We start from the raw sequence: 11,380 nt of genomic DNA, 5'->3' as shown, positions 1-11,380 counted from the left end.
CGCCGCCTGACGCGGCGGCGAGGCTGCGGTCCGAGGGCCGGCGGCCGGTGAGGGCGCCGGCGGCATTTGCCGCCGACACGGTCATGCCCGACTGCAGCCGGTAGCCCCAGTCCACCAGCACCGGACGCCCGTCCACCACGTAGATGCGCGCGGCGTCCGGCACCACCAGCGCATCGCGCAGGAACCGGGCCAGTTCCTGGGACACGGCGCCCTCGGAGCTCATCCGCTCGGCCAAAGCGTCGATGTCGGCCTGCAACTGAACGAGCTGGGTATAAGCGCGGCTGGCGGCCTCCTGCGGGAGCGCGGCGAGCTGGACCGCGTCGCCCGTGCCCTTGACATACCAGGCCGTATCCGCCTCGCCCGTCCCCATTGCGCCGAGCGGCATCGGCTCGGCGAACAGATAGGCGTGGTCCGGTCCGAGCCGGCTCGCCAGCAGCGAGACGAGTTGGTCGTACTGGCCGACCAGCTTGGGATTGACCGGCTCGAGCCCGCGCCGGCTTGTCTCTGTGACCTTGGTGACCTCGGACATGGCGCTGGGCTCAGTTCTGCCGGGGGGTCTGGACGGGAGGGGCGGTTCCGCCGGCGGCAGGCGCCGGTGGCCCGCACACGGCATCGTCCAGGGGCGGTGTCACCGAATGGCTCGACAGGAAAGCCGCGATGCCGTCGCTTCCGAGTGCGTAGCGAGCGACCACCGGCAGGTCACGGGCGTCGGCCGGAATGCCGAACGTATTGATCCCGAGCACCCGGTCGCACATATCCACCAGCGGACCGCCGCTGTTGCCTTTGGAAATGTCGGCGCTGTGCACGATGAACGTTACGCCGGCGGCTTCATGCGGCTGGAGATGGTTGATGATGCCGGCGGTGAAGTTCGGCACCAGCCGTGCCGCGCTCGACGCGTCGCCGCGGATCAGGCTGGCGAAGGCATCGTCGGTCCCCATGACGAGACCTGGGAAGCCGGCCGCGATGGCGTTCTGCATCGGCTCCGACCTGGTGGTGAGCTTGAACGGCGCAGCGTTGGTCTGCGGGGCGACCCTGAGCAAAGCATAATCGTCCAGTCCGTTGCCGCTCGTGGCGACCACCTGGGCATCCACCACCCCCACGACCTTGTTTGCGACCTTGGCCTCGCGCCGGTCTTCGACCACGTGCTGGTTGGTGACGATCAGGTCCGGAGCGATGAAGAAGCCCGACCCGGTGTATTTCCCCGAGATCACCAGCACCACGCCCTTGGATATGCGGTCGGCCTTGCCCGTCATCTGGGGCGTCTGCGGCGGATTGCCGGGCGTGGGGCTTCCCGGTTCCGGCCGCGGCGGTTCGATCGCCGTCATCCGCGGCGGAAGGGCCGCGCTTCGGCCTTCGCGCTGCATGAAGGCCGGGCAATCGAGAAGCAGGAGGGCGTCGATTTGCGCGATGCGCTGATTGGTGCGCTCCAGAACCGAGCGGGCGACCTCAAGCGCGCGCGCATGCTCCGGCGTGATCCATTTATCGCCGGGAAAGGCCAGCACGCCGGGTATGAAGGACAGTGCGAAAGCGATGCCCGCCCCTACGCTGCCCAGCACCGCGCAGCGGCTGGGTCCCTTCGCATCGCCGGGCAACGCTGCCGGAACAGCGGCGGCGCGCGCGGCGGCGGCCGCCTTGGGCCCGTCCCCGGAGTCCGCCGCAGGGGGGATCGCCTGTGGCGCGCCTGGCGACGAAAAGCGACGCACCCACTCGGCTCGAGACCCCACGGCGCCGGAAAGTCACCGGCATAGGGGCCAAGGATGCCGGCGAAGTGGCGAGCACGGGCGGCCTCATCGTCCACCATCCCGGCCGGGAGCATGCCCCAGTCCACCAGCACCGGCTGCCCGCCGACGCTGAGGATGGAGCCGCTCGACAGCACGTTCAGCATCGCCGAGATGCGGGCGCCGTTGGCGGCGTCGTAGATCAGGGGACGCAGGGCGGCGAGGCGGGCCTCCAGAGTCCGCGCGACGGCGAGCGCCGACGAAGCGTCCAACTCCTCAAGCGGGCGAACGATGCCCTCATGGCGGGCATACCAGTCCACGCGCGAATGCGCCGCGCCATTGCTGCGCGACAGGCGCGGCTCTGCGAAGAGCAGCGCGACCTCCCGCCCACAGCGCTGCGAGATAAAGTCAAAAAGATCTGCGATGCCCTCGACGACCGGTATATCGTCGATAGCGATGAGCGATACATTCTGAAGGACGCGGCCACCTACAAAAAAGTCAGCGCCTGTTTCCACGTCGGCTCCTGCTCGTTGGATGACGTCAGAACAAACTGCACCCTCAATCTATGAATGACCGAAACCGCTCCAAGAAAATAATTCATAAAACAGTATTATAAATCCCGAGATCTCATTTTCAAGCGGGCGGCACTATATTTAGGCGAATATTAAACAAACATATCCCCACACCGCCATTCTATGACCGAACATGTTTTCAGGCGACAAGAAGCGTTTTGTGGTGACTTTGAGCTTTGATGTCACTCTGAAGGCTGTCGATGGGAATCCGGTGGGTGGCTGAGCGGAAGGTTAAAGCGTGGGCGGTGCAGCCGCATACCCCAAATGGAGGAGATCCCCGAAAATTCCATGTCTCTCCGGCATTCCGTGACGGAACGGCGCGGCCGCCGAACAGAGTGTCCACCTTTCGCTTTCGATCCTCGATCTGCTTCAGCACCTCGGCGTAGGACACGGCTCCGAACGAAATCTCATCGGTTCACGCTCTGCCGTAATGCGTGCCTTCGGCGAAGGGCAAGGAGGAAACGGCGATCTCCTCGCTTCTATTTGAGTGAGGTCGACGGCCAAGTTCATCGGTGCATTCATGGCAGCCGGGAACACAGGCGAGGTCGAGGCGAGGTCGGTATTTGGGTCGGCCTGTCGCAGCACGCCGAACGCGCCCACGGGCAGCTTTTGATGGTGTCGCGCCCGTCAATCACCATCCTTGCCATTGGCTGGGTGGCGTGTGCTCCAGGAAAACAATTACGGCAGCAAGCAAGGCAAATGAGACGCTCCATGAGCAGATCTCATAGATTTCAGCACCAGCAAATCTGATAAGCTGCCGACGCGCACTGATGAGTGCAAGGACCACAGACGCAAGCGTCGAAATGACGGATGTAGCGATGAGGTTCATATCGAGCCATCCTTGCCGTCGAAAGCGGACGGAGCAGAAGGCAATTACATCCTCATTCTCGACCACAGTCTTTGCTCCCGCGCAAGCAGATGGGCAGGTCGCCACATTTGGCAATGATTGATGAGTTTGCGTTTTGTCACGCACCATGTCGCGTTGCCTCCATAGAGTTCCCGCAGACCAATGACCAAAGCGCGCCCCCGCCGCACCAGCCCGACTTGGCCCGCCGTGCCCAAGCTTGCGTGGTGAGTGCGGGGTGCGGGGACGCGCTTTCGCGGAGTTCGATGGGATATGGCGCGCCATTCCAAGCTCAGGACCTATGAAGGCCACCCGTTCCTGTCCTACGGGTTCCGCCCCCTGTTCCTGCTGGCCGCGCTTCAGGCGGGGCTCGCCATTCTGGTCTGGCTTCCCTACGTCTCCGGCGTCATCGAGGTGCCCACCGCCTTCGCGCCGGTGGACTGGCACGTCCATGAAATGTTGTTCGGCTACCAGGCCGCTGCCATCGGCGGTTTCCTCCTCACGGCCATTCCGAACTGGACGGGCCGTCTGCCGGTCCTCGGCACGCCGCTGCTCGTGCTGGTCCTGGTGTGGCTTTGCGGGCGTGTCGCCGTTTCCGTCTCCGCCTGGATCGGATGGGAACTGGCCATGGCGGTGGATGCGCTCTTCCTCCTGCTGCTCGCGGGCGCGGCCATCCGAGAGATCGTGGCCGGCCGAAACTGGCGCAACGTCAAGGTCGTGGCCATTCTCGGCCTGCTCTGCGCCACCAATGTCGCCTTCCACGCCGAGGCACATCTCAGCGGCGAGGCGGTCTATGCGCGGCGGCTTGCCATCGCCACAATCCTCATGCTCGTGGCGCTGATCGGCGGCCGCGTCATCCCGAGCTTCACCAACAACTGGCTCGCCCAGCGCGGCGGGCGCCTGCCGGTTCCCTTCGGCGCTTATGACAAGATCGTTCTGGTGGTGACCGGCCTGGCGCTGATGCTGTGGGTCGTGCATCCGGACTCTCGCGCCAGCGGACTGGCGCTCGCCGGCTGCGCGGTGCTGCACCTCGTGCGCCTCGCGCGCTGGGCGGGCGAGCGAACCTGGCGCAATCCCTTGCTGGTCATCCTGCACGTCGCCTACCTCTTCGTGCCGCTGGGGTTCGCGCTTTCGGCCGCGGCCAGCTTCGGGCAGGTGCCGGCGGGGGCGGGGCTTCATGCCTGGACAGCGGGCGCCTTCGGCACCCTGACGCTCGCCGTCATGTCCCGAGCGAGCCTCGGCCATACGGGGCGTCCGCTGATCGCCGGCCCGGTGACGCAGGCCTGCTACCTGCTCGTCGTCGGCGGCAGCCTCGCACGCATCGCATCCGCCTTCGGTGCCGGGCCGCCTCTGCTGCTGGACGTGGCCGGACTGTGCTGGTCGTTCGGCTTCATCGGCTTCGCGATCGCCTATTGGGGCGTCTTCACGGGCCCCAAGCTCGCCCAGAAGGCGCCGAGCACGGCGCGCCGCGCCTGATGCACCGGAGAGCCTGCGGCCGGCTCAGGCCTCCCAGGCTTCCGCGAGCTGCGCCAGGGCGACCATGTCGCGGACCAGCAGCTTCTGCCGCCCGCCTTCCACGAGGCCTTTCGCCTCCCAGGCGCTGAGGATGCGCGACACGGTATGCAGCGTGGTCCCGGTCATTTCCGCGATGTCCCTGCGGGAAATCGGGAAGTCGATGCGCAGGCCGCCCGCCTCGCGCGCGCCTGCCTGCTGGGCGAGGCGCAGCACCGCATGGGCAACGCGCCGCTCCACCTCTTCGGTGGACATCTCGCGGATGCGGGTGTGCGCCTCGTCCAGCCGCTGGCCGATGGTGCGGATCGCATTCATGGCGAGGTGCGGATTGTCTTCCACGAAGCGGTCCCAGGCATCCGCCGGCCAGGCGGCGACGAGGCTGTCCACCGCCGCGGTCGCCGTGCCGGGATAGTCCGGCCGGCTCAAGGCGCGCGCGAAGCCGAAGAGATCGCCGGGATGCACCACGCGGACGATGATCTGCTGGCCGTCGCGCGTCACCTGCGTGACCTTGAGGCGGCCGTGCAGCAGCAGATAGAAGGATCGTGCGGTCTCGCCCTGCTCGAACACGGCGTCGCCCTGGGGGATGCGCCGGGCGCTCGCCTGGGCGGTCAGACGGTCGAGCTGCGTGTCGGTCATGGCGGCAAAGAGCGGGACGCCGCGCAGGACGCTGCGATCGATTCCCACGTCGTTGGTGATCCTTGCGCACGGGGAGAAGCAGGACGCCGGAAGGCGCCGGCGGATAAGACCGCAATCTCGGCGCGCATTCAAGGCGGCGCTCGGTTCCGCCGCTCCGGTGCGCACGCGGCTTTCGCCCGCACCGTGCCGCCAGCGCCCGTTCGGGCGCATCATCCCGGCGGGACAGGGCGCGCGTCGCGAACCGGCCGGTCACGCGCGGCGCATCATCTGCGGTGTCCAGGGGGGATCATAGGTGAGTTCGACCGCGACCGCGGTGACACCGTCCACCGCGGCGACGGCTGCGTCGACCATTTCCCGCAATATGCCGGCGAGCGGGCAGCCACGGGTGGTGGTGGTCATGGTGACGTGGACGGACCCCGCAGGCGAGACCTCCAGCGCGTAGATGAGGCCCAGTTCCGTCAGGCTGAGGCCCATTTCGGGATCGACCACCGTCGTCAGCGCCGCGCGCACCCGCGCCTCGATGAGCGCCGTCATGGCCGCGGGCCCCCGCCGCGGCGCACCAGAAGCCGGTAGGCGCCGCCCTGAGCCTCGAAATTTCCGGCCCATTCATGCGCGCGCTTGGCCAGTTCAGGGAACAGAAAGACCGGCTCGCGCGCCAGCAGCGCGAACAGGACGTCGCCGGGCTTCAATTCCTCCAGCGCCTCCAGGATCCGGATCATCGGCTCGGGGGGATCGAGTTCCCGCAGGTCCAGCGCCTCGATCGGGTCGGCCCACGCCGCGGCGGTGGGGCTGGAGCCCGCGGCCAGTCCCACGTCTGTCCCGATTTCGGCATGGGGCGAGAACAGCACCTCCCAGTCGCCATTGTCGAGCGGGCGGTCGGCGGCCGCATAGCCCCGCCGGGCCATGACCGGGAACAGCGGCACCGGCCGGAAGGGGGCGAGCAGGCGCAGGCTCTGGCCCGGCGTCAGCGCATCCACGGCGGCCATGATCGCCTCGAACGGCTCCTGGCCTGCCCGCAGCAAAGGGTGCACGTCCAGCTCGCGCGCCTCCGGCTCAAGGCTGTCCGTCGATCCGGCGGGGGGCGGTGAGGGGGGCATTGTCTGTTCTCCCTGGAGGGCGCGGCGGAAGCAGAATGCGGGGACGGGCATCGTCCGGAGGCCGCAGCGAAGGCTCGATTTCGCAAAGGCGTCGGATGCGCACGATCTCGGCCGCCAGCCCCGCCGTGCCGACAAGACAGGCCAGCATCGCGAGCCGGAACCAGGCCGCCGCGCCCCAGGCGAGCGCGACCGCGCCGGCCGCGACACCGGCGAAATGGAAGGCGAGCCAGATGGCGGTTCGCGGCATGGCGACGAGGGACCCCACCTGCGGCACCTTGCGCCGGCCGATCTGCCCGCCATAGGCCTCCAGCCAAGTCATGAAAGAGACGATCTTGACGAGTTGAGCCAGCGTCAGGCCGGAAAGCCAGCCGAACACCAGCAGGAAGACCAATGCAGCCACCAGACGCTCGCTCGCGCCGAAGATGACGGCCGGCGGCAGCAGCGCCGCGCCGATCCCCAGCGCAGCTAGGGCGCCGATGCTTGCGCGCATGTTGATCTCCAGCCCCTTGCGGTGGCGCGCGCGGTAGAGCAGGGCAACGTCGCCGCAGTGCGCCAGGGCGGCCAGCGCCAGGGCGCTGACGGCCGCGATCGCCAACGGATCGCCGGGATCGATGCCGGCAGCGAGGGCGGCGAGACTGCCGGCTGCGACAAGCAAGGCGATGGCCCCGCAGGTCAGCACGGCGTCCATGTGCCGACGCGGCGGGTCCGGGGACAAAAGGAACATGGCAAACAAGCGATAGCCGACGCCGAGGGACGTCAGGCCGAGCCAGCCGCCGAGCCCGAGCAGGGCATGAAATAGCGTGCCGCTAGGCAGAAGGCCGATGGCCGCGAGCCAGTCCGCGCGACCCGCGAAGATCGCTGCAAATGCGGTTCCGCTCACGAGCGCGGCTACCAGGGATGCGAGCCCGACCGTGACGAACCGTCCGAAGGGCTGCACGAGTCCCGCCCCGCCCATGGTCCCGGCCAGCATCAGGGCCAGTGCCGTGAAGCCGGCGGTGATGAGCAGCCCGGCCACCGGCATCAGGTCGAGCGTCCAGTCGGTCCAGCCGGCCAGGACGGAAAAGCCGGCAGCCAGGATGGCGAGGCCGACGAGGACGGTCGCGAGAGCCGGCAAGGCGAGGGGGCAAAGGCGAGAGGCCGCGAGACCAGGACCGGCACGAACTGGAGCAGGGCGCCGCCATGGCAAGGCTGAGCCAGCCGATGACGAAGAAATGGACCACCACCAGGCTCTCGGGTGCCGCGAGATCCGCGGTGGGATAGCCTATCCCCGCAACCATCAGGCCTTCGGCGAGCGCCAGCAGAGCCAGCGCGACGGCGAAGAAGGTGATGGTCCAGTGGGAATGCGCGGCGGCCGGCATGGCGCCCTTCTCCCGCAGCCTGCGGAGACCGCTTCAATGGCCGCCACAGGTGCAGGACGGTCCGGACGGCGGGTCGCCGGCGTCCGCATGGGCCGATCCCGAGGCGGCATTGTCCACGCGGCCGATCTCGATCTGCCAGACCTCCGGCCCCTGCTCGACATAGGTCCAGGTGAACGCAGCGCCATGGACCGCCTCGATCTGGAGCCGCAGCGGCAGCGGATCGTGGCCGCTGGCGATGCGCACCGCCTCCCCAGTCTTCAACTGGTCGAGGATCGATAGGATCGTTACATGCCGAATTCGCGCGGAAATCTCGCGAACATCGATGGGGTCGGGAAGCAGGAGTTGCATGGCAGGCTCGGATGTCTGCTGGAGCGCCCTTTCAGGCTAGTCCGCCTGCCGTTCGCCAATTTGCGCAATCGCAAGCTGCCGGAAGGTTTGCGGTGCCGCAGGGAGATTGAACCGTCTGCGGTCGGTTCTGCGCAGCGCGCCATCGTCTGCCGCTGCGCCTCCGCTTTCAGCCGCCCAGCGCCGACATGTGCCGGGCGAGCGCCGGCGTGCCGGCGCGGTCGATGACGAAGTCGTGGCCGCGCGGCTTGGTGCGGATGGCGGCGGCGATGGCCGCCCGCAGCGGCACCTCGCCGCCTGTGCGCAGCGGCTCCTTCAGGTCCACCGCATCTTCTTGGCCGAGGCAGGTGTAGAGCACCCCCGTCGCGCTCACGCGCACGCGGTTGCAGCTCTCGCAGAAGGAATGGCTCAGCGGCGTGATGAAGCCGATCCGCCCGCCGGTGCCTACGACCCGCACGTAGCGCGCCGGGCCGCCGGTGCGCTCCGCCGTGTCGGTGAGTTCGAGCCGGGTCTCGATCAGCGCCCGCAGCCGGTCGAGCGGCAGATACTGGTCGATGCGGTCCGCGCCCACCTCGCCCAGCGGCATGGTCTCGATGAAGGTGAGGTCCATGCCGTGGCCATGGGCGAAGTCGATGAGGTCGAACACCTCGTGCTCGGTCGTCCCGGCCAGGGCGACGGCGTTGAGCTTCACCTTCAGCCCGGCCTCTCGCGCCGCGCGGATGCCGTCCATCACCTGGCCCAGCGTGCCGCGGCGGGTGATGGCGCGGAAGCGGGCGGGATCGAGGGTGTCGAGGGAGACGTTGACGCGCTTCACGCCGGAGCGGGCGAGCGTGTCGGCGTGGCGGGAGAGCTGGGTGCCGTTGGTGGTGAGCGTCAGCTCCCTCAGCGCGCCGCAGGACAGATGGCGCGACAAAGCGGCGACAAGGTCCATGATGCCCTTGCGCACCAGCGGCTCGCCGCCGGTGATGCGCAGCTTGCCGACGCCAAGGCCGATGAAGGTGGCGGCGAGCCGATCCATCTCCTCGATGGTCAGCACCTGATCGCGTGGCAGGAACGTCATGTCCTCCGACATGCAGTAGACGCAGCGCAGATCGCAGCGGTCGGTCACGGAGAGGCGCAGATAGGTGATGCGGCGGCCGAACAGGTCGATGAGCGCGCAGGGAGACGCCGGGACCGGGCAGGGGGCGATCTGGGTGGGCATGGCTCAGGCCTCCTCCGCCGCGCGGGCGGATGGCGAAGGGAAGGCGCCGCAGGTGCAGGCGCCGGCGCTACAGGCGCTAAGGTCCGGGAAGGCGTCCGCGTCCAGCTCCAGGAAGGCGGCGATGGCGTGCCGCCGCGCGGCGGTCATGGGCTCGGCCGGGGCGGCGATGAGGGCATCGAGGGGCGGCAGGGCGGCGAAGTCCTCGGGCGAGGAGATGGTGGCGCCGAGGTCGCGCAGGAGGCCGTCGCCGATGCCGTAGATCCAGCCATGCACAGTGATGCGGTGGCCGCGCGCCCACGCGGACTTCAGCACCGGCGTGGCGGCGAGGCGGCGCATCTGCAAGGCGACGTTCAATTCGCACATGCGGTCGACCTGCCGGGCGGCATCACCCGCCGCCGCGATCTCCCGGCGATGGCGGCAATAGAGATCGACGATGGGGGCGAGCCAGTGGTCCACCAGCGCGCTGCCGCCGGTGCCGGCGGCATTCTCCAGCGCCCGCCGCACGCCGCCGCAGCCATAATGGCCGCAGACGATGACATGGCGCACGCTGAGCACCTCCACGGCGAATTCCAGCACCGCCAGCATGTTCATGTCGCTGGAATGGATGACGTTGGCGATGTTGCGGTGGACGAAGATCTCGCCCGGATCGAGCCCCACCACGTCGTTGGCCGGCACCCGGCTGTCGGAGCAGCCGACCCACAGGAACCGCGGCGCCTGCTGCTCGGCGAGGCGGCGGAAGAAGGTGGGGTCCTCTTCCGTCTTGGCGCGCGCCCAGGCGAGATTGTTGTCGAACAATTCGTCGAGGATGCCGTCGGGGCGGCGGCGCTCAGCGGTGCCCATGGTGACCCCCGCCGTGGCCTCCACCGCAGCCGCCGCCCCGCCGCAGCCACAGCCGTCATGGCTCGCGTCTTCGGCTTTCCGCGCGGCGGCCGCCGCATCGTCCTTCAATGCCCATTCGGTCATGGTCCGGAGGCAGGTGGCGGCAGGGTCGGTGCTGCGCTCCAGCGCGGTCATCAGCGCCAGCCAGTCCTCGTCGCCCGCATGATCGCCGAAGCGGGCGCAGGCGGATGCGGCATAGTCCGCCGCGCTCTCGCCATAGGGCGCCCCGGCTGCATCCGCGCGGGCGGCGAGGGAGAGATCGCCCAGGCCGAGGAGCGTTTCCTGTGCAAAGCGTTCGTCGCGCAGGCGCCGCAAGAGGCTTCCGAGCAGCATGGCGGCCCCCTATTGCACGAGGGGCGATTGAGCCCCTTCCATGGAAATGCCGCGAATGTCGGCGCGGCCGATGAGCAGGCTCACGTACTGGCGCATGGCGGCGTGCCAGGAGGACAGTTCCAGATGGCCGGCGATGGCCTCGCGAACCATCTCGAACGGCAGCGCCTGCCCCTCCACGCGGTGCGCGAGGCGGACGATGTGGAAGCCGTAGCGCGTCTCCACCGGCGCGGGGTGGATGGCGCCCGGCGCCATGTCCGCCAGCGCCGCCTCGAACTCCGGCACGGTCTGGCCCCGGCCGATCTGGCCGAGGCTGCCGCCCACCTCGCGGGAAGGGCAGGCGGAGGCCTCGCGCGCGGCGGTCTCGAATGCCACGGCGCCGCAGAGGAGCGCGGGAAGAAGCGCCTCGGCTCGTCTCCGCGCCCCCTGGCGGGCCGACCCATCGGCCGGATCGGCGGCGATGAGGATGTGCGCCACCTCATAGAGGTCGCCCGTGCGGTGAAGGGCCGGGTTGCGAGCGAAATAGCGCCGGCAGGTGGCCTCGTCCGCCGTGGGCACCTTCACCTCCTCTTCAAGCAAGGCGCGGATGATGGCCTCTTCCTCTGTCTCGCGGCGGTCTTCGTCGTCGTCTTCCGGCACGGCGGCGATGCCGAGGCGGTCGGCCTCGGCCAGGAGCAACTGGCGCACCACGAGGGCATGGGCGGCGGCCTGCCATCGGCGGCGGGGTCCGGCGCCGCATGGTTCTGCGCCTCGCGGGCGATGTCGGCGCGGGAGATGGCGACGCCATCCACGCTGATCTCCTGCGGGCGGCGGCCGGCGGGGCGGGGCGCGGTGCGGCTGACGATCTCGACCATGGGGGCTCACTCCGCAGGCTGGCCGACGGGGCGG

The 11,380-nt window shown here is 68.8% G+C and carries 11 protein-coding genes and 2 pseudogenes; 1 reads left to right on the top strand and 12 read right to left on the bottom strand.

Going from position 1 to position 11,380, the window contains the following annotated elements; genetic code table 11:
• The 4 genes and pseudogenes from AC2W7M_RS11430 to AC2W7M_RS11415 form a co-directional block, all read right to left on the bottom strand.
• A pseudogene (locus AC2W7M_RS11430) lies at nucleotides 1-529 on the bottom strand (hypothetical protein); the annotation flags it as partial.
• 10 nt (nucleotides 530-539) lie between these two features.
• Nucleotides 540-1,556: a S1 family peptidase gene (locus tag AC2W7M_RS11425; protein WP_486132469.1), complete on the bottom strand. Its 1,017-nt coding sequence runs from the start codon at nucleotides 1,554-1,556 to the stop codon at nucleotides 540-542.
• On the bottom strand, nucleotides 1,541-2,233 hold the full coding sequence (locus AC2W7M_RS11420) for a hypothetical protein (RefSeq protein ID WP_486132468.1): 693 nt from the start codon (nucleotides 2,231-2,233) through the stop codon (nucleotides 1,541-1,543). Before AC2W7M_RS11420 ends, AC2W7M_RS11425 begins: the two co-directional genes overlap by 16 nt.
• A gap of 688 nt (nucleotides 2,234-2,921) precedes the next feature.
• Nucleotides 2,922-3,266 (bottom strand): hypothetical protein, encoded by a 345-nt coding sequence (locus AC2W7M_RS11415; RefSeq protein WP_486132467.1) that lies wholly within the window; start codon nucleotides 3,264-3,266, stop codon nucleotides 2,922-2,924.
• Nucleotides 3,267-3,407: 141 nt separating this feature from the next.
• On the opposite strand from AC2W7M_RS11415, the gene AC2W7M_RS11410 reads away from it, so the two are divergent.
• The gene (locus AC2W7M_RS11410) at nucleotides 3,408-4,610 is read left to right on the top strand and encodes an NnrS family protein (protein ID WP_486132466.1); all 1,203 of its coding nucleotides are present in this window, start codon (nucleotides 3,408-3,410) and stop codon (nucleotides 4,608-4,610) included.
• 24 nt (nucleotides 4,611-4,634) lie between these two features.
• Here AC2W7M_RS11410 and AC2W7M_RS11405 read toward each other — a convergent pair whose 3' ends face one another.
• From AC2W7M_RS11405 to AC2W7M_RS11370, 8 genes and pseudogenes are all read right to left on the bottom strand, one after another.
• Nucleotides 4,635-5,282, bottom strand: a complete 648-nt coding sequence (locus AC2W7M_RS11405) for a Crp/Fnr family transcriptional regulator (protein WP_486132470.1) — start codon at nucleotides 5,280-5,282, stop codon at nucleotides 4,635-4,637.
• 249 nt (nucleotides 5,283-5,531) lie between these two features.
• Nucleotides 5,532-5,816 carry a metal-sulfur cluster assembly factor gene (locus AC2W7M_RS11400; RefSeq protein WP_486132465.1) on the bottom strand — a complete coding sequence of 95 codons (285 nt, stop codon included), beginning with the start codon at nucleotides 5,814-5,816 and terminating at the stop codon, nucleotides 5,532-5,534.
• On the bottom strand, nucleotides 5,813-6,379 hold the full coding sequence (locus tag AC2W7M_RS11395; protein ID WP_486132464.1) for a DUF2249 domain-containing protein: 567 nt from the start codon (nucleotides 6,377-6,379) through the stop codon (nucleotides 5,813-5,815). Before AC2W7M_RS11395 ends, AC2W7M_RS11400 begins: the two co-directional genes overlap by 4 nt.
• The gene (locus AC2W7M_RS11390; RefSeq protein WP_486132463.1) at nucleotides 6,336-7,493 is read right to left on the bottom strand and encodes a hypothetical protein; all 1,158 of its coding nucleotides are present in this window, start codon (nucleotides 7,491-7,493) and stop codon (nucleotides 6,336-6,338) included. Before AC2W7M_RS11390 ends, AC2W7M_RS11395 begins: the two co-directional genes overlap by 44 nt.
• 277 nt (nucleotides 7,494-7,770) lie before the next feature.
• Complete coding sequence (locus AC2W7M_RS11385) at nucleotides 7,771-8,085, bottom strand: DUF2249 domain-containing protein (RefSeq protein WP_486132462.1); 315 nt, start codon at nucleotides 8,083-8,085, stop codon at nucleotides 7,771-7,773.
• A 166-nt stretch (nucleotides 8,086-8,251) separates the two neighbouring features.
• A complete protein-coding gene (gene moaA / locus AC2W7M_RS11380; RefSeq protein WP_486132461.1) occupies nucleotides 8,252-9,283 on the bottom strand; it encodes a GTP 3',8-cyclase MoaA in 1,032 nt (343 codons plus the stop codon).
• A 222-nt stretch (nucleotides 9,284-9,505) separates the two neighbouring features.
• Nucleotides 9,506-10,123: pseudogene (locus AC2W7M_RS11375) on the bottom strand (carbonic anhydrase); the annotation flags it as partial.
• Between the two features lie 381 nt (nucleotides 10,124-10,504).
• Nucleotides 10,505-11,179 carry a peptidylprolyl isomerase gene (locus AC2W7M_RS11370; RefSeq protein ID WP_486132460.1) on the bottom strand — a complete coding sequence of 225 codons (675 nt, stop codon included), beginning with the start codon at nucleotides 11,177-11,179 and terminating at the stop codon, nucleotides 10,505-10,507.
• Between the last annotated feature and the right edge of the window lie 201 nt (nucleotides 11,180-11,380).

This window comes from Xanthobacter sp. BG11Y11_SDJG (assembly GCF_057364445.1).
The sequence above is the reverse complement of the archived record's forward strand: the minus strand, read 5'-3'. Positions and strand labels throughout refer to the sequence as shown.